Origin of the sequence: Kitasatospora sp. NPDC057595 (assembly GCF_042800875.1) — a bacterium.
GTDB lineage: Bacteria > Actinomycetota > Actinomycetes > Streptomycetales > Streptomycetaceae > Kitasatospora.
Window position 1 is genome coordinate 189,048 of sequence record NZ_JBHVGL010000013.1, and the last position, 21,116, is coordinate 210,163.

The 21,116-nt window shown below is 75.1% G+C and carries 16 protein-coding genes and 1 tRNA gene; 9 read left to right on the forward strand and 8 right to left on the reverse strand.

The window, feature by feature from the left end; translation table 11 throughout:
• Positions 1-173 precede the first annotated feature (173 nt).
• Positions 174-830: a pentapeptide repeat-containing protein gene (locus ACFU9E_RS21060; RefSeq protein WP_380681960.1), complete on the forward strand. Its 657-nt coding sequence runs from the start codon at positions 174-176 to the stop codon at positions 828-830.
• Here the strand turns inward: ACFU9E_RS21060 and ACFU9E_RS21065 are convergent.
• Positions 814-1,584: a hypothetical protein gene (locus ACFU9E_RS21065; protein ID WP_380681961.1), complete on the reverse strand. Its 771-nt coding sequence runs from the start codon at positions 1,582-1,584 to the stop codon at positions 814-816. The genes ACFU9E_RS21060 and ACFU9E_RS21065 overlap by 17 nt on opposite strands.
• A gap of 254 nt (positions 1,585-1,838) precedes the next feature.
• Here ACFU9E_RS21065 and ACFU9E_RS21070 point away from each other — a divergent pair, with 254 nt between their 5' ends.
• Complete coding sequence (locus tag ACFU9E_RS21070) at positions 1,839-3,974, forward strand: phosphocholine-specific phospholipase C (RefSeq protein WP_380681972.1); 2,136 nt, start codon at positions 1,839-1,841, stop codon at positions 3,972-3,974.
• Between the two features lie 53 nt (positions 3,975-4,027).
• On the opposite strand, the gene ACFU9E_RS21075 is transcribed toward ACFU9E_RS21070, so the two are convergent.
• Positions 4,028-4,825 carry a phosphoribosyl-dephospho-CoA transferase MdcG domain-containing protein gene (locus tag ACFU9E_RS21075; RefSeq protein ID WP_380681962.1) on the reverse strand — a complete coding sequence of 266 codons (798 nt, stop codon included), beginning with the start codon at positions 4,823-4,825 and terminating at the stop codon, positions 4,028-4,030.
• A 317-nt stretch (positions 4,826-5,142) separates the two neighbouring features.
• Here ACFU9E_RS21075 and ACFU9E_RS21080 point away from each other — a divergent pair, with 317 nt between their 5' ends.
• Positions 5,143-5,409: a hypothetical protein gene (locus ACFU9E_RS21080; RefSeq protein WP_380681963.1), complete on the forward strand. Its 267-nt coding sequence runs from the start codon at positions 5,143-5,145 to the stop codon at positions 5,407-5,409.
• Positions 5,410-5,439: 30 nt separating this feature from the next.
• Here ACFU9E_RS21080 and ACFU9E_RS21085 read toward each other — a convergent pair whose 3' ends face one another.
• Positions 5,440-8,667 (reverse strand): S41 family peptidase, encoded by a 3,228-nt coding sequence (locus tag ACFU9E_RS21085; RefSeq protein ID WP_380681964.1) that lies wholly within the window; start codon positions 8,665-8,667, stop codon positions 5,440-5,442.
• 225 nt (positions 8,668-8,892) lie between these two features.
• Between ACFU9E_RS21085 and ACFU9E_RS21090 the strand changes: the two genes are divergently transcribed.
• Positions 8,893-10,581, forward strand: a complete 1,689-nt coding sequence (locus ACFU9E_RS21090; protein ID WP_380681965.1) for a chitinase — start codon at positions 8,893-8,895, stop codon at positions 10,579-10,581.
• Positions 10,582-10,671: 90 nt separating this feature from the next.
• Here ACFU9E_RS21090 and ACFU9E_RS21095 read toward each other — a convergent pair whose 3' ends face one another.
• Positions 10,672-11,034: a MerR family transcriptional regulator gene (locus tag ACFU9E_RS21095; protein ID WP_355370094.1), complete on the reverse strand. Its 363-nt coding sequence runs from the start codon at positions 11,032-11,034 to the stop codon at positions 10,672-10,674.
• Between the two features lie 65 nt (positions 11,035-11,099).
• On the opposite strand from ACFU9E_RS21095, the gene ACFU9E_RS21100 reads away from it, so the two are divergent.
• Entirely contained in the window at positions 11,100-12,326 is a 1,227-nt protein-coding gene (locus ACFU9E_RS21100) for an MFS transporter (RefSeq protein ID WP_380681966.1), read from the forward strand.
• Positions 12,327-12,415: 89 nt separating this feature from the next.
• Here ACFU9E_RS21100 and ACFU9E_RS21105 read toward each other — a convergent pair whose 3' ends face one another.
• Both ACFU9E_RS21105 and ACFU9E_RS21110 read right to left on the reverse strand, forming a co-directional pair.
• Entirely contained in the window at positions 12,416-13,084 is a 669-nt protein-coding gene (locus tag ACFU9E_RS21105) for a response regulator (RefSeq protein ID WP_380681967.1), read from the reverse strand.
• An 80-nt stretch (positions 13,085-13,164) separates the two neighbouring features.
• A complete protein-coding gene (locus ACFU9E_RS21110) occupies positions 13,165-14,334 on the reverse strand; it encodes a sensor histidine kinase (RefSeq protein WP_380681968.1) in 1,170 nt (389 codons plus the stop codon).
• Between the two features lie 184 nt (positions 14,335-14,518).
• Between ACFU9E_RS21110 and ACFU9E_RS21115 the strand changes: the two genes are divergently transcribed.
• Both ACFU9E_RS21115 and hemC read left to right on the forward strand, forming a co-directional pair.
• The gene (locus tag ACFU9E_RS21115; RefSeq protein WP_380681969.1) at positions 14,519-15,211 is read left to right on the forward strand and encodes a DUF2306 domain-containing protein; all 693 of its coding nucleotides are present in this window, start codon (positions 14,519-14,521) and stop codon (positions 15,209-15,211) included.
• Positions 15,212-15,253: 42 nt separating this feature from the next.
• A complete protein-coding gene (gene hemC, locus ACFU9E_RS21120; RefSeq protein WP_380681970.1) occupies positions 15,254-16,189 on the forward strand; it encodes a hydroxymethylbilane synthase in 936 nt (311 codons plus the stop codon).
• An 81-nt stretch (positions 16,190-16,270) separates the two neighbouring features.
• On the opposite strand, the gene ACFU9E_RS21125 is transcribed toward hemC, so the two are convergent.
• Both ACFU9E_RS21125 and ACFU9E_RS21130 read right to left on the reverse strand, forming a co-directional pair.
• Positions 16,271-16,344 (reverse strand) — tRNA-Lys (locus ACFU9E_RS21125).
• A gap of 75 nt (positions 16,345-16,419) precedes the next feature.
• Positions 16,420-17,328, reverse strand: a complete 909-nt coding sequence (locus ACFU9E_RS21130) for an NADP-dependent oxidoreductase (protein WP_380688657.1) — start codon at positions 17,326-17,328, stop codon at positions 16,420-16,422.
• 232 nt (positions 17,329-17,560) lie between these two features.
• Here ACFU9E_RS21130 and ACFU9E_RS21135 point away from each other — a divergent pair, with 232 nt between their 5' ends.
• Together ACFU9E_RS21135 and pgi are read left to right on the forward strand one after the other, a co-directional pair.
• Positions 17,561-19,144 carry a Na+/H+ antiporter gene (locus ACFU9E_RS21135; protein ID WP_380688655.1) on the forward strand — a complete coding sequence of 528 codons (1,584 nt, stop codon included), beginning with the start codon at positions 17,561-17,563 and terminating at the stop codon, positions 19,142-19,144.
• 202 nt (positions 19,145-19,346) lie between these two features.
• The gene (gene pgi, locus ACFU9E_RS21140) at positions 19,347-21,008 is read left to right on the forward strand and encodes a glucose-6-phosphate isomerase (RefSeq protein WP_380688653.1); all 1,662 of its coding nucleotides are present in this window, start codon (positions 19,347-19,349) and stop codon (positions 21,006-21,008) included.
• The last annotated feature ends 108 nt before the right edge of the window (positions 21,009-21,116 follow it).

Consider the following 21,116-nt stretch of genomic DNA (forward strand, 5'->3'; position numbering starts at 1 on the left):
CCCGGCGACCGGGCCGCCCCGCGTGCGTTCCCGTCCCGAGCGGCGCATCCGAGCAGGGCCGGCGGTGCGCGCCCCACCGTGTCACCGCCGCGCCCGCTCGCGCCGGACTGTCGGTGCCCCGTGCGAGCATGCGGACCAGGACCCGTCCGCCGCCGACCGCGAGGTGCCCCCGCATGCCCCAGCACGTCCCCGACCACCTGGAAGACCTGCCCTACGCCGCCCACCTGACCGCGCACACCGGCCCGCTGCGCAGCGACGACCGCTACGACACCGTCCACTTCGACGGCGGCGAGTACACCGACCAGTCGGCGGGCGGCGCGACCTTCCTGGAGTGCGCCCTCACCGGCGTGGCCCTGAGCGGCGTCAGGCTCCGCCAGGCCCGGTTCAACGAGGTCTGGGTGCAGGCCGGCCGCTGGGTGGCCTGCGACCTCGCCGACAGCGACTGGCAGGACACCGCCGTCTCCGGCGGCGTGCTGGCCGGCATCGCCGCGCACGGCTCGGCGCTGCGCCGGGTGGTGTTCCGCGGCTGCAAGCTGGAGGCCGTCAACCTGCGCGCCGCCGTGCTGCGCGACGTCGTCTTCGAGGACTGCCTGCTGCGCGACGTCGACTTCGGCGACGCGCGGCTCACCGGCGTCACCTTCCCCGGTTCCACCCTGGAGGAGGTCCGGCTGCGCGGCGCCACCCTGAGCAAGGTGGACCTGCGCGGCGCCGTCGGCCTCGGCCTGCCCGACGGTCACCAGGGTCTGCGCGGCGCCCTCATCAGCTCCACCCAGCTCCTCGAACTGGCCCCCCAGTTCGCCCACGCCCTGGGGATCACGGTGAAGGACTGACGGTGGCCCACGGGTCCTCCACCTCGGCCGGCGCCGGTACGGGTATGTCCGGGGCGGCGCCCGGCTCGCTGTACTCGGCCGTGGCCTGCGCCCGGTCCTGACCGGCGCTCAGGGCGAGGGTGAGTTTGACCAGCTCGTGGCGGTCGTTGACCCAGTAGTCGGCGGTGCAGGCCGAGCCGGCCGGCGGTGTGTAGTCGGGGCCGCCGACGAGGCGCCGTTCGGCGTTGCCGCTCATCGCCGGCACGGGTGACACGCTGCGGTAGTGCGTGACGGGGACCCCGCCCAGGTCCTCCCGCCCTTCCGCGGTGACCGTGCCGTGCCCGGCGGCCCGCCGCAGTTCGGCGGCGGGCGAGGACGCCAGCTCCATGCTCAGCGTGGCCAGGTCGATCGGCGTGGGCGGCTCGTCGGGCCGCGAGGTGAAGTGGTCGAGCCGCTGCCAGCGGTCGAGTCCGAGGCCGCGGACGTACATGCCCCCGTGGACGAGGCGCATCGTGGAGTCGCCCTCGGTGGTCTCGAAGGACGGCCGGCCCCGCCAGCGCACGTACCCGTTGAGGGTGGCCGGCGCCTTGTCGCCCTCGGCCGCGGTGAACCGGAGCCGGCCGTTGCCGATGCGGTCCATGGCGTCGGCGGCCTTGACGAGCTCACCGGGCGGGCCGCCGACGGCCGGGGCGTGGGATCCGCCGGTGCAGGCGCTCAGGGCGCCGGCCGCCAGCACGACGGCGGCGGTGGACAGGGCGAAGCGTGACATCTGCATGGAAATCCCCCCACGTAACGGTGTCTGGCCTCAGTGTGGCAAAAACTTTGAACGCGTTCAAATGAGGAGGTCCGGAGGTTTCGGCCCGGCCGTCCGTTCAGCCGCAGGTCGTTCGGCGACCCAGGGGGGAACAGTCCGCCAACCCTGCCGTCGGCCCCTGGTGGGGCCGTCGGGAGCGGGTGGAGGATGCTGCGCGATCGTGTGGGCGCCGACTTGTGTGCACAACATCGCCGATGAAGGGACGGGCTGGGCTGATGGCCGAGCTGAGTCGTAGGAAGTTCGTGACCCTGTCCGGTGCCGCCGCCGCGGGCCTCGCCGTGGCCGGTGCCGGGACCACCGGCGCCGGGGCGGCCCCCGCCGCCGACGCACCCGCCGGTACGCCGGCCGCCGACCCGGCCGCTCCGGACGCCGCGGTGGCCACCACGCCGTCGGCGGCGCTGTCGCAGACCGGCGGCCTGGCCGACGCGCGGCACATCGTGATCCTCATGCAGGAGAACCGCAGCTTCGACCACTACTTCGGCATGCTGCGCGGCGTGCGCGGCTTCGCCGACCGCTCCGCCATCCAGATCGCCGGCGGCTACTCCGTCTTCAACCAGCCCAACGGCCTGCTGGGCCGCCAGTACCCGTGGCAGTTCAGCCTCACCAAGCCGGCCGGCGGCGCCGACGCGGAGCGCCTCGCCCAGTGCAACGGCGACCTCAGCCACGGGTGGAGCGACCAGCACAGGGCCTGGAACGGCGGCAAGCTGGACTCCTGGGTGGCGGCCAAGGGCAACGTCCGCACCCTGGGCTTCCTCACCCGCCAGGACATCCCGTTCCACTACGCGCTCGCCGAGAACTGGACCATCTGCGACGCCTACTTCTGCTCGGTGCTGAGCGCCACCGGCCCCAACCGCACCTACCACTGGTCGGGCCAGATCGACCCGTCCGGCGCCGCCGGCGGCCCGGCCTACGACGGCGGCGACGAGAAGGGCCTGCGCTGGCAGACCTACGCCGAGGCGCTGGAGAACGCGGGCGTCAGCTGGAAGGTCTACCAGAACGCCGCCGACAACTACGGCGACAACGCGCTGGGCTACTTCACCCAGTTCACGGGCGCGCCCGCCGGCAGCCCGCTCGCGGTCAAGGGCATGGGCTCCGTCCCCAAGGTCACCGGGCGGACCCCGGACGACATCGTCGCCGCGATCAAGGCCGACGTGCTGGCCGGCACCCTCCCGCAGGTCTCCTGGATCGTCCCCAACCAGGAGGTCTCCGAGCACCCGTACGCCACCCCGGCCGACGGCGCGCACTTCGTCCACAACGTGATCGACGCGCTCAACGCCGACCCGGACGTCTTCAACTCCTCCGTCCTGTTCCTCAACTACGACGAGAACGACGGCTTCTTCGACCACGTCCCGCCGCCCGCCGCCCCGGCCGGCACCCCGGGCGAGTTCTACAACGGCACCAACATCGGCCTGGGCTTCCGCGTCCCGCTGATCGCCGTCTCCCCGTGGACCCGCGGCGGCTGGGTCTCCTCCGAGGTCTTCGACCACACCTCGGTGCTGCGCTTCCTGGAGAAGTGGACCGCCGCCATCGGCAAGCCCGCCACCTGCGTCAACATCAGCGACTGGCGGCGGCGGGTCTGCGGCGACCTCACCGGCCTGTTCGACTTCGCCAACCCGGTGTACGGCCTGCCCACGCTGCCCGCCACCGCCGGCGCGGTGGTCGGCATGGCCAACTGCGGCCCGCTGCCCAACCCGGCCCCGGTCGACAACAAGCTGCCCGCCCAGGAGATCGGCACCCGTCCGGCCCGCGCCCTGCCCCACCAGCCGAACGCCAACCTGGACCACCTGGAGTTCGGCTCGGCCGGCGCGATCAAGGTCTGGCTGACGATGGCCAACGAGGGCGCGGTGGCGACCAGGACCGCCCACTTCGCCGCGTACGCCAACGCCTACCGCGGCGGCGGCCCCTGGCAGTACACCGTCGACCCGGGCGGCAGCCAGAGCGACTTCTTCAACTGCGGCACCGGCTACGGCAGCGGTCAGTACGACCTGAGCGTGGTCGGCCCCAACCGCTTCCTGCGCCGCTTCAAGGGCGACGCCACCAAGGCGGGCAAGAACGCGGCCGTCACCTGCTCGTACGCCGTCGAGCCGGGCACCGGCAAGCCGGCGGTCTGGTTCAAGCTCGCCAACACCGGCACCACCGCGCTGACCTTCACCATCACGTCCACCAACTACCGCACCGACGGCCCCTGGACGTACCAGGTGCCGGCCGGCGGCAGTGTGAGCGACTTCTTCAACGCCGTCGCCTACACCGACGGCTGGTACGACTTCACCGTCACGGTGAACGCCGACGCCACCTGGTCGCAGCGGTTCACCGGCCACCTGGAGACCGGCGCGGCCAGCATCAGCGGCTGAGCCGGGCGCTCACCCGGGCGAGGGCGTCAGGCCCGGGTGAGCGCGGCACGGGCTCACCGGCCCCGGGGGAACCACGGGTCGTGGACCTCCCGGGGCCCGTCCGGCGTGAGCAGGGTCAGCGTCAGCGGCGAGGCCGCGTACTCGGCCAGCAGCACCGCGCCGTGCCGGGTCTCCAGCTCGGCCTGGACCGGCACCCGCAGCCGGCTGAGCGCCCGCCGCAGGTGCAGCGCGTCGCGCCGGCTCACCGGCTGCGGGGCGCGCAGCACCAGCCGCAGCGGGCTCAGCGGGCCGGCCACCGGTTCGCCGGTGGCCAGCTCGTAGCCGATCGCGCCGATCGGCCCCCAGGCCAGCCGGTGGTCGGCGATCAGCTGCCCGGCGAGCGGCAGCACCGTCAGCGCGGGGATCGCCGCCACCCGCTCGGGCGACAGCAGGGAGAGCCGCCCCGGCAACTGCTCGGGGCGCAGCATCCGGGCCACCGCCGACCGGGGCGCCAGCGCGTCCAGCCGCTGCCCGCGCAGGGGGCCGCGCACCGTCACCGGCAGCCAGGTCTCCGGGGCCGCCGACACGTCCCGGGTGCAGCGCACGGGGTGCGGGGTGTCCGCGGGGGTGCCCGCCACGGCCGGCGCCCGTCCGACGGTCACCCAGGGGTGCGCGCGCAGCACCTGCCGCGCCCAGTCCGGCAGCGGGCCGCCGCCGAGCGGGCGCAGCGAGCTGGGGCACTGCATCAGCAGCAGGTCGTGGACGCCGGCCTGCCGTCCGTCGAGCGCGGCCAGCGATCCGACCAGTCGGCGCGGTCCGCCGTGCAGTTCCTCACTCGGACGGGGGACGCGGGGGCGGGCGGCGACGGTCACGGCGGGCTCCAGGGGTGGGATCGGGACCGGCTGACGGTCTCCACCCTCCTCCCGCCCCGCCGAACCGGCTACGGCCTTTCGGCGCCCGCGACCAGGGACCAACGGCTCAATCGCCGTCCGGCGCCCGGCCCGCAGCCCGCGCCCCCGGCCCGCCTCCGTGTCCAGGGGTGCGCCCTGCGACCCCGCGCCCACCCGCCCCGCTCTCGCCCGCCCTCGCCCGCCCCCGCGCCCCCACGCGCCCGGCCGGGCAGCGGGTGCGGGCGGGCGGCGGCGGTGTGAGAGTGGGGGCAGTCCGGAATTCGCCCGGAGGAGGAGTCATGGGCATCTTCGACAGGTTCCGCCACAGGACGCAGCACACCGCCGAGGAGAGCAGGTCCTCGCTCGGCGGCGGCGCCGAACAGGACACCACCGCGCGGACCGACGCCGCCCAGCGGGCCGCCCTGGCCCATGACGAGGCCGCCGACGCCTTCAGCGCCGAGACGGAGAAGACCCGCGAGGCCCAGGAGGCCTCCGCGGTCGGCGAGCGGGAGGCCGAGGAGCGCGCCCGCCAGGACATGACCTCCGAGGGCGACCCCTGGGGCTGAACCTCCCAGGGCGCCCTGCCGCCCCCGCGCTCACCGGTCCCGCGGTGGCAGCGGGGGCCGCCGCAGGTCCGGCCGCGGCGTGTCCGGCGGCGGGGGGACGGCGGCCGGCAGGTCGTCCAGCAGCTCCAGCGCCAGCCGCACCGCCGTGACCAGCTCCGGGTACCGCCCCGCGGCCCAGTCCCGGGGCGTGCGGAGCACGTGCACGTCCGGTTCGACCCCCCGGTTCTCCACCGTCCAGCCGAGTCCGCCGGTGAACCACGAGGCGTTCTTCGGCACCGAGATCTGCGTCCCGTCACCGAGCTGGTGGCGCCCGGTCATGCCGACCACCCCGCCCCAGGTCCGGGCGCCGACCACCGGGCCGAGGCCGAGCAGCCGGATGGCGGCGATGACGACGTCGCCGTCCGAGCTGGTGGCCTCGTCCGCGAGCGCCACCACCGGCCCGCGCGGCGCGTCGCGCGGCCACCGCACGGGTTCCCGGCCGCGGCTGAAGTCCCAGGCCAGCACCCGTCGGGTGAGCTTCTCCAGGACCAGTTCGGAGACGTTGCCGCCGGCGTTGCCGCGCACGTCCAGGACCAGCGCGGGCTTGTCCAGCTCCCGCCGCACGTCCCGGTTGAACTGCGCCCAGCCGGAGCCGCCGAGGTCCGGGATGTGCAGGTAGCCGCACCGGCTGTCGCTGAACTCCCGGACCAGGGCGCGCCGTTTGGCCACCCAGTCCTGGTAGCGGATGGCCCGCTCGTCGGTGAGCGGGGTGACGGTGATCCGGCGCAGGGGGCCGTCCGGGCCGCCCCGGCGCAGGGTGAGTTCGACGCTGGTCCCGCCGGTGCCGGCGAGCAGCGGCAGCGGTCCGCGCACCGGGTCGACGGGCCGCCCGGCGACGGCGAGCAGTTCGTCGCCGCCGCGCACGCCGTAGGTGGCGAGCGGGGCGCGGGCGCGCGGGTCGGAGGACTCGCCGGGCAGGATCCGGTCGAACAGCCAGCGCCCGTCGGGGGAGCGGTGGGCGTTGGCGCCGAGCAGGCCGAGCGGCTGCTGGGCGAGCGCGGGTCCCTCGCCGCGCCGGGACGGGGTGACGTAGGCGTGCGAGGTGCCGAGTTCGCCGAGCAGTTCGCGCAGCAGGTCGGCGAAGTCGTCGGGGCCGGCGATCCGCTCCAGCAGCGGCTCGTACTGGGCGACCAGGGCGGGCCAGTCGAGTCCGGACATGCCCGCGTCCCAGAACTGGTCGCGCACGATCCGGGCGGCCTCCGCGTAGGCCTGGCGCCACTCGGCGGCCGGGTGCACGGTGTGGGTGATCCGCCGCAGGTCGACGGTGGCGCCGGCGGACGGTGCGCCGACCGGGACGATCCGCAGGGTGCCGGCCGAGTAGACGGCCACCGAGCCGCCGTCCCCGGAGACCGCGTAGCCGTCGAGCCGGTCGGCGAGCGTGGAGCGGGAGCCGCGGACCAGGTCGAAGTGCTCCAGCGCGGGGCGTCCGGAGGTGTCGTCGGGATTGGTGAAGGTCTGCCCGAGGACACCGGAGATCGGCCAGCGCAGCCAGAGCAGCCCGCCGCGCACGGCGTCGGTGGCCGAGTACTTGCCGGCGAGCACCGGGAACGGGATCAGCCGCTCGCCGATGCCCTCGGCCTCCACCTCGACGGTGCCGTCGCCGCCGCCGTCGCCGTGCGGGGCGGCGTCCTCGGCGGGGGCGGCGAACGGGGAGGGCGTGGCGGCGGTGAGCGGGACGAGGTAGGGGCGGCAGCCGAGCGGGAAGGAGAGGTCGCCGGTGTGCACGTCGTGCACGGGGTCGAAGCCGCGCCAGGAGAGGAAGACGAGGTAGCGGCCGTCCCGGGTGAAGACGGGCTGCTCGTCCTCGAAGCGGCCGTCGGTGACGTCCACGACCGGCACGGAGGCGTCGACCCGGGTGAGCCGGATGCGGCGCAGTGAGCGGCCGGCGGCCGGCTGGGACCAGGCGACCCAGTGCGAGTCGGGGGAGAAGCGGGCACTGGTGACCGGTCCGTGGCCGGAGGCGGCGAGTTCGCGCACGGTGCCCTCGGCGGCGGTGACCAGCAGCAGCCGGCCGTCGGAGGTGGTGACCGCGAGGTGGGCGCCGTCGGGGGCGGCGGTGAGTTCCAGGACGCGGCCGATCCGTCCGGCGGCGACCGTCCGGTGGCCGTGCTGCGAGGGGGCGTGCTCGTGGCCGGGCAGCGGCACGACCTCGATCGCGTCCTCGCCCTCGGCGTCGGTGATCCAGGCGGCCTCGCCGGTGCGGCCGAGCACGACGGGCAGCCGGGTGCGCACGCCGGGGGTGTCGGCGAGCGCCCGGGCGGGGCCGTCGCGGTGGGTGAGCCAGTACTGGCTGCCGCGCACGGTGACCACCCCGGCCCGGCCGGTGGCGTCGCAGGCGAGGTCCTTGACGTGCGAGGCGGCGCTCACCTGGTAGGGGCGCCGGCCGGCCCGGGCGCCGCCGAGCGGGACGTGCAGCCGGCGCGGGGCGTGCGCGTCCAGGCCGTCGAGCAGCCAGAGGTCGCCGGCGTGCTGGTAGACGATCCGCTCGCCGTCGCCGGCGGCCTCGCGGGCGTAGTAGGAGGCGTGGTCGGTGTGCCGGCGCAGACCGGTGCCGTCGGGGCGGCAGGAGTAGAGGTTGCCGACGCCCTCGTGGTCGCTGAGGAAGGCGATCCGCTCGCCGTCGGCGCAGGTGACCGGCATGGGGGAGGCGAGGTGCCCGGGCAGGCCGTCGAGGATCTGCTCGCCGTCCACCCAGAGCCGGCCGGTGGCGCCGCCCCGGTAGCGCTTCCAGGCGGCGGGCTCGTGCGGGGCGGCGCCGGTGAGCAGCACGGTGTGGGCGGGGCCGACCTGGGCGTCGCCGACCGGCCCCCAGGGCATCCGGCGGGTGGGGCGGCCGTCGGGGGGCAGGGCGTGCGCCCAGGTGTAGTGGCCGAAGGGCTCGTGGTAGGAGGTGACGGCGAGCAGTTCGCCGTTCGGCAGCCAGCCGCGCAGCCGGGTGTCCTGGCTGCCCCAGTGGCTGAGCCGCACGGCCTCGCCGCCGTCGACGGGGGCGGTCCAGATCTCGGGGGCCAGGCTCTGCCAGGCGGTCCAGGCGAGGGTGCGGCCGTCGGGGGAGAGCCGGGGGTGGCTGACCCGGGTGCGGTCGCAGCTGACCCGCCAGGCCCGGCCGGTGGCGGCGGCCGCCGCGTCCAGCGGGGCGATCCAGACGTCGTCCTCGGCGGTGAACGTCAGCAGGCCCCCGCGCAGGTGGGGGTAGCGGAGGTAACCGGACGACGTCACCCCTCCATGCTTCGACGGGGCGTCACGCGCGGCAACCGGAAGCGCCCCCCACGCGCCGCTCCCGGGGCCGGAACCGGTCTGGACCATTGACACCGTACGGCCGAATCCACTTCAGTGGTCTAGTCCAACTCGTCTGCCCGGCCGCGCCGTTCCCCCACCACCGGTGCGCGCCCAGGCATGCCCGGACACCCCCCACGACCGCGCCCTCCGCAAGGAGTCCCCCACATGCGCAGAACCCCTGTCTCCCCGGCCCCCGTGGCCCCCCGCCGCCGCTCGCGCACCGCGCTGGCCGCCGGCACCGCCTCGGCCGTCGCCGCGGCCACCATGGTCGGCCTCACCCTGGGCCTGGCGCCCAGCGCCTCGGCCGGCGAGTTCCTGGTCAACGGCGGTTTCGAGAGCGGCTCCCTCGGCCCGTGGAGCTGCGCCGCCGGCACCGGCAGCGTCGTCACCGGCCAGGCCCACGGCGGCAGCTACGCGCTGGCCGCGGCGGCCTCGGCGAGCGACACCGCCCGCTGCGCGCAGACCGTCACGGTCGCGCCCAACACCACCTACACGCTCAGCGCCTACCTCAAGGGCTCGTACGTCTACCTCGGCGTGGACGGCGGCACCTCGACCTGGACGCCCGGCACCGGCGGCGCCTACCAGAAGCTGAGCGTCAGCTTCACCACCGGCGCCACCCAGACCAGCGCCACCGTCTACACCCACGGCTGGTACGGCCAGGGCACCTACTACGCGGACGACGTCTCGCTGGACGGCCCCGGCGCGCCCAGCCCGACCGCCACGCCCACCGTGACCCCGACCGTCACCCCCACGGTGACCCCGACCGAGACGCCCACGGTCACCCCCACCGTGACCCCGACCGAGACGCCCACCGGCACCCCCACCACGCCGCCGGCCGGCTCCAAGGCCCTGGTCGGCTACCTGCACGCCAGCTTCGCCAACGGCGCCGGCTACACCAGGATGGCCGACGTCCCCGACTCCTGGGACTTCATCAACCTCTCCTTCGGCGAGCCGACCTCGGTGACCTCCGGCGACATCCGGTTCAACCGCTGCCCGGCCACCGAGTGCCCGACCGTCGAGTCCGACGCCGACTTCAAGGCGGCCATCGCCGCCAAGCGCGCCAAGGGCAAGAAGGTGCTGATCTCGATCGGCGGCCAGAACGGCCAGGTCCAGCTCACCACCACCGCCGCCCGCGACGCCTTCGTCAGCTCCGTCTCGGCGATCATCGACAAGTGGGGCCTGGACGGCCTGGACATCGACTTCGAGGGCCACTCGCTGTCGCTGCAGACCGGCGACACCGACTTCAAGAACCCGACCAGCCCGGTCATCGTCAACCTGATCTCCGCGATCAAGACGCTCAAGGCCAAGTACGGCCCGAACTTCGTGCTGACCATGGCGCCGGAGACCTTCTTCGTCCAGCTCGGCTACCAGTACTACGGCTCCGGCCCCTGGGGCGGCCAGGACCCGCGCGCCGGCGCCTACCTGCCGGTCATCCACGCGCTGCGCGACGACCTGACCCTGCTGCACGTCCAGGACTACAACTCCGGCTCCATCATGGGCCTGGACAACCAGTACCACTCGATGGGCGGCGCCGACTTCCACGTCGCGATGACCGACATGCTGCTCAAGGGCTTCCCGGTGGCGGGCAACACCGGCAACGTCTTCCCGGCGCTGCCCGCGTCCAAGGTCGCCATCGGCATGCCGGCCACCACCAACGCCGGCAACGGCTACGTCGCCCCGGCCGAGGTCAACAAGGCCCTGGACTGCCTCACCAAGCTGGCCAACTGCGGCAGCTACGTCCCGAAGGCGGGCGCCCAGCCCAACCTGCGCGGTCTGATGACCTGGTCGATCAACTGGGACCAGTTCGGCGGCCGGGAGTTCTCGAAGAACTTCGACTCCTACTTCCGCCGCTGACGGACCGGCGGGTCGGACAGCCCTGACGGGTCGTACGACCGGCCGGGACCGACGCGCCGACCGCTGGGCGACGGGGCCCGAACCCGTCGCTCAGCGGTCCACCCGCACCTCCGCCAGGTACTGCGCGATGGCGTCCCGGTTGCGGGTCAGACAGGCGATCCGCGCGCTCATCCCCGCCAGCTCCTGCTCCAGGGTGGCGATCATCTCCGGTGTGGCGTCCTCGAAGTGGATCGTCCGGGGCTTGCTGAGACAGGGCAGGATCTGTTTGATGATCCGGGTCGGCAGCCCCGCGTCGAGCAGCCCGCGGATCTGCAGCACCCGGTCCACCGTCGAGTCGTCGTACGCGCGGTAGCCGTTCGCGCAGCGCCCGGCCGCGATCAGCCCCTGCTCCTCGTAGTAGCGCAGCAGCCGGCGGGACGCCCCGGTCCGCTCGGACAGCTCCCCGATCCGCATGTGGCCCACCTCACAACCGGTCGCGTTGACCCTCACATCAATGTGAGCGTTTGAGCATAACGGCCATGCGGACCTCCACGCGGACCACCGACCGACCACTGCCGCCCGCCGCCCCCGAGCGGCCGGCCGCCCTGCCCCTGCCCGCCCTCCTCGCCCTCGCCACCGCGGTCTTCGTCACCGCTCTCACCGAGACCCTGCCGGCCGGCGTCCTGCCCGCCATGAGCGCCGACCTCGGCGTCGGCGAGTCCGCGATGGGCCAGGCCGTCACCGTCTACGCCCTGGGCACCGCCGTCACCGCCGTGCCGCTCACCGCGGCCACCGCCGGCTGGGGCCGGCGGCGCCTGCTGCTCACCGCGATGCTCGGCTTCGCCGCCGCCAACACCGTCACCGCGCTGTCCACCGACTACCCGCTCACCATGGCCGCCCGCTTCGTCGCCGGGGTCGCCGCCGGCCTCGCCTGGGCGCTGCTCGCCGGATACGCCCGCCGACTCGCGCCGCCCGAGCTGCAGGGCCGGGCGATCGCCGTCGCGATGGCCGGTGCGCCGCTCGCGCTGTCGCTGGGCGTGCCCGCCGGGACCTTCCTCGGCAAGGTGCTGGGCTGGTGGGTGGCCTTCCTGCTGATGACCGTGGCCGCCCTCGGGGTGACCGGCTGGATCGCCGCGGCCGTCCCCGAGGTGCCCGGCCGGGCCCGCGGCCAACGGGCCCCGGTGCTGCGCGCCCTCGCCGTCCCCGGGGTCACCCCCGTGCTCGCCGTCACCTTCGTCTTCGTCCTCGCCCACACCGTCCTCTACACCTACATCGCGCCCTTCCTCGACCGGCGCGGCATGGGCGGCGTCACCGGCGTCGTGCTGCTCGCCTTCGGCGCGGCCTCGCTGGTGGGCATCTGGTTCACCGGCGCGCACATCCACCGCCGGCTGCGCGCGCTCACCCTCGCCTCGACCCTGCTGGTCGCCGCCGCGGCCGCCGTGCTCGGGCTGGCGTCCGGCAGCTCCGCCGCCGTGTACGCCGCCGCCGTGCTCTGGGGGCTCGGCTGGGGCGGCGTCCCGACCCTGCTGCAGACCGCCGCCGGCGACGCGGGCGGCGAGCAGGCGGACGCGGCGCAGGCGATGCTGGTCACGCTGTGGAACGCGGCGATGGCCGGCGGGGGAGTGGCCGGCGGCCTGCTGCTCGACCGGCTCGGCACCGGCTCCTTCCCGTGGGCCGTGCTGCTCCTGCTGCTGCCCGTCCTCGCCCTCGTCCTGGCCGCCCGCGCCCACGGCTTCCCGGCCCGCCGGCCGGGCTCCGACCGGTGAACCGATGGACCGACGGCCCGATGAACCGACGGCCCCATGTGCCGACGGCCCCATGAGCCGACGGGCGGTGTCCGCGGTGACCGGCGTCCTCAGGACCCGGCCCGCGGATCCCGGGGCGGCATCAGCCCGCCCCGGTAGGAGATGGCCACCGCCTGTGCCCGGTCTCGGGCGTCGATCTTCGCCAGGATCCGCTTCATGTGGGTCTTCACCGTCGACTCGGCGAGCACCAGCAGCGCGGCGATCTCCCGGTTGGACCGCCCCTCGGCCGCCAGCCGCAGCACCTCCCGCTCGCGCGCCGTCAGCTGGGCGAGCCGGGCGTCCTCCGGCTCCGGCGGGGGCCGTCCGTCGCCCCGGCCGACCACCTGGGCGACCAGGTCCCGGGTGACCGCCGGGTCCAGCACCGACTCGCCGGCGGCCAGGGTGTGCACCGCGTCGATGAGCCGCTCGGCCGAGGCCCGCTTCAGCAGGAAGCCGGCCGCCCCGGCGCGCAGCGCGCCCCAGACGTAGTCGTCGTGGTGGAAGGTGGTCAGCACCAGCACCCGGGTGGGCAGCCCGGCGGCGGTGATCCGCCGGGTCGCCTCCACCCCGTCGATGCCGGGCATCCGGACGTCCATCAGCACCACGTCCGGCAGCAGCTCCCGGCACCGGGCGACAGCCGCCGTCCCGTCCGCCGCCTCGCCGACCACCTCGATCCGGTCGTCGGTCCCCAGCACCAGGCAGACCCCGGCACGCAGCAGCGCGTCGTCGTCGGCCACCACGACGCGCACCCGTCCGCCGGCCGGGCCCGGCGCCGCCGTCCCCCGCGCCGCTGCCGCAGGACCCGTCGGCGCTGCCGCCGTCACGGGACGGGCAACTCGGCGCGCAGCCGGAACCCGCCCGGCTCGCCCGGCCCGTGCTCCACCCGGCCGCCGAGGACCGAGACCCGCTCGGCCACGCCCAGCAGCCCGCGGCCGGGCGCGTACCCGGCGGGCACGCCCCGCCCGTCGTCGCACACCTCGACGGTCAGCCGGCCGGCGGCGCACCGCACGGTGACCCCGACGGTCCGGGCGCCCGCGTGCTTGACCGTATTGGTGAGCGCCTCCTGGACGATCCGGTACGCCGAGACGTCCAGGCTGCGCGGCACCCGCCGGGCCGCCGGGTCGATCCGCGTCCGCACCCGCAGCCCGGCCCGGCCGAGCCGCTCGGCCAGCCGCTCCAGGTCGGCGATCCCGGGCTGCGGCGCCGCGCCCTGCGGGTCCTGCTCACCGGCGCCGCGCCGCAGCAGGCCGAGCACCCGGTCGAGGTCGTCGAGCGCCTCCCGCCCGGTGTTCTCCATCCCGTGCAGCAGCTCCCGGGTGCGCTCCGGCTCCCGGTCGAGCAGCCGGCGGGCGGCCCCGGCCTGGACCAGCACCACGTTCAGGGTGTGGCCCACCGAGTCGTGCAGCTCCCGGGCCAGCCGGGCCCGCTCCTCGGCGACCACCTCCCGGTGCAGCAGCAGCCGGTCGGTCTCGCGCTGCTCGGCCCGCCGGGCCGCCCCGTAGCCGACCGCCCAGGCGAGCAGCCAGAGGAACAGCACCCCGGCGGGGATGGCGGGGTAGGTGTGTCCGAGGCCGGCGAAGTACGCGGCCATCCCGAGCAGGGCCGCGAACGGCCCGAGCCAGGCGTGCCGCCGGGGCGCGTACAGCCCGAGCGAGTAGAGGCCGACGAGGTCGGCGTAGGGCGAGACCGGGCTCGGCAGGACGAACAGCGACTCCGCCGAGAGCGCCGCCGCGCCCACCAGGTAGCCGGCCAGCGGCCTGGTGCGGCGCACCGCCAGCGGTACGGCCACCGCCGCGCCCAGGGCGAGCGCGAGCGGCAGGCCGCCGTGCAGCCGGTCCGCCGCGCCGATCCGTTCGACGGCCGTCACCAGCAGGAACACCCCGGCCAGGGCCGCGTCCCAGCGGGCGGCCGGCACCGCCCGCAGCGCGGGCAGCGGCCACCGGGGCGGCGGGGCCGCCGGGATCGCCCGGGCGTACGGCGGGGAACTCATGGCGGCTCCGGTCTCGGGGCGGTGGCCGCCGCGCGGTGCTGCGGGCGCCCGGGCCGTACGGTAGCGACGGCCGTCCGGTCCGCGCATCGCCCTGGTGGGGTATTCCGGACCCCCGTGCGGGGCAGCCCGGGCGACCCCGCCGGGCGGACGCGGCCGGGCCCCGCCGGTCCGTAGCGTCCGGGCCATGAACGCACCCGGCCCCCGGGCCACGGCAGCCGCCCCCGCCCCGTCCGCCGACCGCGCCGCACCGCGCCCCGCCCGGGCCCGCCGGGCGGGCTGGTGGACGGTCACCGTGCTGGCCTTCGCCACCGCCCTGCTCACCGCCCGCTACCTGACCCTCGACCCGGAGGTCTTCCTCGACCGGCAGCGCTCCGTCTACCTGGCCCACCGCGTCCCGCTCGCCCTGCACGTCGGCGGCGGGGTGCTGGCGATCCTGCTCGGCCCCTGGCAGTTCCTGCCCCGGCTGCGCGCCCGCCGTCCGGCGCTGCACCGGCTGACCGGCCGGCTCTACCTGCTCGCCGTCCTGGCCGCCGGCACCGGCGGACTGCTGCTGGCGCCGTCCGGAATGGTCGGCCCCGTCGCGCCGATCGGCTTCACCGCGCTCGCCGTCCTGCTGCTGCTCTCCTCGGCGCTGGCCTGGCGGGCCGCCCTGCGCCGCGACGTCGTGCGCCACCGGGCCTGGGCCACCCGCTCGTTCGCGCTGATCCTGGCCGCCGCCACGCTGCGGATCTGGCTGCCGGTGATGGACCTCGCCGGGGTCCCGTTCGAGCAGGCCTACGCGAGCGCCGCCTGGACCTGCTGGCTGATCAACCTGGTGGTGGCCGAGCGGGTGATCGCCCGGATCCCCGGGACCCCCGCCGCGCCGCCGGCCGGGTGAGCCGGCACCCTTCCCGGTGAGGTGACGGCCTATCATCCAGCAATGACCACCGCAGAGTTGATCCGGATCGTGTCCCGCTCCTCGCCGATGGCGCTCGCCCAGGTCGAACGGGTCAGGGCCGAACTCGCCGCCCTGCACCCGCGGGTGCGCACCGAGGTGGTGCCGGTGACCACCTCCGGCGACCGCTGGATGGGCGATCTCGCCCGGCTCGGCGGCAAGGGCGCCTTCACCAAGGAGGTGGACGCCGCGCTGCTCGCCGGTGAGGCGGACCTCGCCGTCCACTGCCTCAAGGACGTGCCCGCGGACCGTCCGCTGCCGGCCGGCACCGTGTTCGCCGCCTACCTGCGCCGCGACGACATCCGCGACGCGCTCGCCCACCCCGGCGGTCTGACCCTGGACGAACTGGCGCCCGGTACCCGGATCGGCACCTCCTCGGTGCGCCGCCGGGCCCAGCTGGCCGCCTCCCACCCGCACCTGGAGTGCGTGCCGGTGCGCGGCAACGCCAACAGCCGGCTGGCCAAGCTCGCGGCGGGGGAGGCGGACGCGCTGCTGCTCGCGCTGTCCGGTCTGGAGCGGATCGGCGAGGCCGCGCGGATCAGCGAGGTACTGCCGATCGAGGTGATGTGCCCGCCGATCGGCGCCGGGATCCTCGCCCTCCAGTGCCGCGCCGAGGACACCGCCACCATCGAGGCGGTCGTCGGCCTCGGCGACCACCCGACCTGGCGCGAGGCGAGCGCCGAGCGGATGTTCCTGCACGTGCTGCAGGGCCACTGCAACTCGCCGATCGCCGGCTACGCCCGGGCCGAGGCGGACGGGCGGCTGTCGCTGCGCGGCCGGGTCTTCACCCCGGACGGCAAGCGGGTCCTGGACGCCCACGAGTGGGCCGGCGCGCTGAGCCCGGAGGACCTCGGCACCGCGACCGCCCTCGCCCTCAAGCGGCAGGGCGCCTCCGAGCTGATCGGCGGGATCCCGCACTGAGACGCCGGCGGCGGCGTTTCCGGGCGCACCCGGAAACGCCGGAAAGCCCCTCGTTCTCACGAGGGGCCTTCCGGCTGTCTGTGCGCCGCCAGGGACTCGAACCCCGGACCCGCTGATTAAGAGTCAGCTGCTCTAACCAACTGAGCTAGCGGCGCCTGCTGACGAGGAAGACATTACCTGGTCAGCGGCCGAAACACACAATCGGCCCGGAGCCCGCCCCCGGGGACCGCTCAGGGGGTGAGCACGACCTTGCCCCGCACGTGCCCGGTGCCGACCAGCCGGTGGGCGTCGGCCGTCCGCCCCAGCGGGAAGGTGTCGGCGATCTCCAGCCGCAGCCCGCCCGCCTCCCAGAGGTCGACCAGCGAGGCCAGCCGGGCCGCCGTCCGCGGCCCCCGGATCCCCAGCACGCCCAGGCGCCGGGCCGCCGGGTAGTCGACCACGGTGCCGATCCGCGCCCGGTCGGCGACCAGCTCGACGGAGGCCTCCAGCGCCCCGCGCCCGGCCGCGTCGAAGGCCGCGTCCACGCCCTGCGGGGCCGCCTCCCGGACCCGCTCGACCAGCCCCTCCCCGTACGCGACCGGGATCGCGCCCAGCTCCCGCAGATAGCCGTGGTTGCGCTCGCTCGCGGTGCCGATCACCGTGGCGCCCCAGGCCCGGGCCAGCTGGACGGCGACCGTGCCGACCCCGCCGGCGGCGCCGTGCACGAGCACGGTGTCGCCCGCGCCGACCTTCAGCTCGGTGAGCGCGAGGTGCGCGGTCTGCCCGGAGGCGGACAGCGCGCCCGCGTGCTCCCAGGGCATCCCGGCCGGCTTGCGCACCAACTGGGCGGCGTCGGCCGCGACCAGCTCGGCCGCGCAGCCGAGCAGCCGGAAGCCCAGCACCTCGTCCCCGACGGCCCAGCCGTCGACGTCCGACCCGAGCCGGTCGACCACCCCGGCGAACTCGTTGCCGGGGATCAGCCCCGGGGTGAGTTCGATGCCGGCCGGGGACCGCCCCTCCCGGATCGCGAGGTCCACCGGCTGCACCCCGGCGGCGTAGACCCGCACCCGCACCTGGCAGGGGCCGGGCTCGGGGTCGGGCACCGCGGCCACCCGCAGCACCTCGGGGCCGCCGAACCGGGGGACGGTCACTGCCTTCATCGCGGGCACTCCTGTCGGGTCCTGTCGAGCCTCGGGTCCCCCGATCCTGCGGGGTGAAGCCCACTTGAGGTCAACCCCTCACCGGCGTGTCGTCCCAGTTGAGATCATTGTCAGATTTATCCTTGACGGCGGCCCGGGCCATGTCCGGGCCGCACCCCCGTGCACCCCGCCGGTGCACCCGCCCGTGCACTCCGCCGGTGCACACCTGCCCGCCACCGAGAGGACCCTTCCCGTGGGCCAGCTGCCCCTGCTCTTCCTGGTGCTGCTCGCCTCCGTGGTGACCATGCCGCTGGCCCGCCGGACCGGCGTACCCCAACCGGTGCTGATGACCCTGCTGGGCATCGCCATGGCGCTGATCCCGCAGATCCCCGACATCGCCATCGACCCCGAGCTGATCCTGCCGCTGGTCCTGCCGCCGCTGATCTTCGCCGTCGCCCGGCGCTCCTCGGTCCGCTACTTCAAGGCCAACTTCCGCTCCATCCTGCTGCTCGCCGTCGCCCTGGTGGTGGTCACCACCGCGGCCGTGGCCGGCGCCGTGCACTGGCTGCTGCCCGGACTGCCGATCGCCGCCGCCATCGCGCTCGGCGCCCTGGTCTCCCCGCCCGACCCGGTCGCCGCGGTCGCCGTGGCCGGCAGCGTCGGGCTGCCCCGCCGGCTGGTCGCCATCCTGGAGAGCGAGGGCCTGTTCAACGACGTCACCGCGATCGTCGTCTACTCGCTGGCCATCGACGCGGTGGTCGGCGGCGACTTCTCCACCGGCCACGCCGTGCTGCGCTTCGTCCTCTCGGCGGTCCTCGCCGTCGTCATCGGCGTCGCCCTCGGCTGGGCCAACACCAAGCTCGCCGCCCTCCTGGAGGACCCCACCCAGCAGGTCGCGCTCAACCTGCTGGTGCCCTTCGCCGCCTACAGCCTGGCCGAGGAGATCCACGGCTCCGGCGTGCTCGCCGTCGTGGTCTGCGGGCTCTACCTCGCCGAACGGGCCGCCGACGCGGACGCCGTCGCCTACCGGCTGGTCGGCAACGCCTTCTGGGAGATCGTCGAGATCCTCATCACCGGCGTCGCCTTCGGCCTCATCGGCCTGGAGCTGGCCACCGTCCTCAAGGAGGCCGGCTCCGGCTGGACCGGCATGCTCGGCGACGCCGCGGTGGTGATCGCGGTGGTCGTGGTGGTCCGGCTGCTCTGGCTGCTGCCGGCCGGCTGGCTCTCCCAGAAGCTGCGCTCCGGCTCCGAGGAGGACACCCCGATCAGCTGGCAGGAGAGCGTGCTGCTCTGGTGGTCCGGGATGCGCGGGGTCGCCACCGTCGCCCTGGCCCTGGCCATCCCGCTCACCCTCGACTCCGGCAAGGCCTTCCCGGAGCGCGGCCGGCTGGTCTTCATCGCGTTCAGCGTGGTGCTCTTCACCCTGCTGGTCCAGGGCCTCACGCTGCCCTGGCTGGCCAAGCGCTTCGAGCTCGACCTCGACCACGACCGGCACGAGCAGGAGGTCCGCCGGCTCTGGTGGCGGGCCGCCAAGGCCGGGCTGCGCAGGCTCGGCGAACTGGAGGAGGCCGACCGGCTGCCCGCCGAGGTCGCCGACCGCCTGCGGGACCGTCAGCACGACCGGCTGGCCCGGCTCTGCCCCGAGAACTACGCCGAGGAGGAGGCCGCCGAGGCCAAGCTGCGGCTCGCCCAGTGGCGCGCGGCGCAGAGCGTCGAGCAGGAGATGATCGCCGCCTCCCGGCGCGAGATGGTGGCCGCCCGCGCCGAACCCGGCGCCGACCCGGAACTGGTCGACCAGGTGCTGCGCGGCCTCGACCTGCGCTCCGAGCGGCGGTGACGCCCGGTCCGGCCTGACGGGGCGTCCGAACGGGCACGGGTCGTCGGGGGCGGAATGTGCGCCCGGGGTCGCGGTGTTGCATAGGCTGACCTCGGGCAAGGCCGTCAACGGAGTCGGCGCACCCCGGTACCCGCACGACCTCGCGAAACCCTCCCGCCTGGCCCTGCCGGTATCCGCACCCAGACGAATCGAGGAGCCACCGATGTCGGAGACCCGCGCCGACGCCCGTACCCCGCTGGACCGCACCCCGCAGTGGGCCGCCCTCGCCAAGCACCGGGAGGAGTTCGGCGACACGCACCTGCGCGACCTGTTCGCCGCCGACCCGGAGCGCGGCCGCCGCTACACCCTCCAGGTCGGCGACCTGCACGTGGACTACGCCAAGCAGCTCGTCACCGACGAGACCCTGGCGCTGCTGCGCGAGCTGGCCGCGGCCACCGGCGTCGCCGAGCTGCGGGACGCCATGTTCCGCGGCGAGAAGATCAACACCACCGAGCGGCGGGCCGTCCTGCACACCGCGCTGCGCGCCCCGCGCGGCGCCGTCGTGGAGGTCGACGGCGAGAACGTCGTGCCGGCCGTGCACGCCGTGCTCGACAAGATGGCCGGCTTCGCCGAGCAGGTCCGCGGCGGCGAGTGGCGCGGCCACACCGGCAAGCGGATCCGCGCTGTCGTCAACATCGGCATCGGCGGCTCCGACCTCGGCCCCGCGATGGCCTACGAGGTGCTGCGCTCCTTCGCCCAGCGCGACCTCGACGTCCGCTTCGTCTCCAACGTGGACGGCGCCGACCTGCACGAGGCGGTCCGCGACCTGGACGCCGCCGAGACGCTCTTCATCGTCGCGTCCAAGACCTTCACCACCATCGAGACCATCACCAACGCGGTCTCCGCCCGGAACTGGCTGCTCACCGAGCTGAGCGCGGACACCGACGCGGTCGCCAAGCACTTCGTCGCGCTCTCCACCAACGCCGAGGGCGTCGCCGACTTCGGCATCGACACCGCCAACATGTTCGAGTTCTGGGACTGGGTCGGCGGTCGCTACTCCTACGACTCGGCGATCGGCCTCTCGCTGATGATCGCCATCGGCCCGGACGCCTTCCGCGAGATGCTGGACGGCTTCCACCTGGTCGACGAGCACTTCCGCACCGCCCCGCCGGAGGAGAACGTCCCGCTGCTGCTGGGCCTGCTCGGGGTCTGGTACGGCGCCTTCTTCGACGCCCAGGCGCACGCCGTGCTGCCGTACTCGCACTACCTGTCGAAGTTCACCGCCTACCTCCAGCAGCTGGACATGGAGTCCAACGGCAAGTCGGTGGACCGCGACGGCCGCCCGGTGGGCTGGCAGACCGGCCCGGTGGTCTGGGGCACCCCCGGCACCAACGGCCAGCACGCCTACTACCAGCTGCTGCACCAGGGCACCAAGGTCATCCCGGCGGACTTCATCGGCTTCGCCCGGCCGGTCGCCGACCTGCTGCCCGGCCTGGTCGCGCAGCACGACCTGCTGCTCGCCAACTTCTTCGCCCAGACCCAGGCGCTGGCCTTCGGCAAGACGCCGGAGGAGGTCGCGGCCGAGGGCGTGCCGGCCGAGCTGGTCCCGCACAAGACCTTCCGGGGCAACCACCCGACCACCACCGTGCTGGCCGGCGAGCTGACCCCCTCGGTGCTCGGCCAGCTCGTCGCGCTCTACGAGCACAAGGTGTTCGTCCAGGGCGCGATCTGGAACATCGACTCCTTCGACCAGTGGGGCGTCGAGCTGGGCAAGGTGCTCGCCAAGCGGATCGAGCCGGTGCTGCTGACCGGCGAGGGCACGGAGGCGCTGGACAGCTCCACCGCCGCGCTGGTCGCCCGCTACCGCGAGCTGCGCGGGCGCTGACCTTCCCGGTCCGGTGCGAGGGCCGTGTCCGGTGCGAGGGCCGTCCGCTTCGGCGGGCGGCCCCGTGCCGCCGGCCCCCGGGGCGTGTCGGAAGACGTGTCCGGAAAC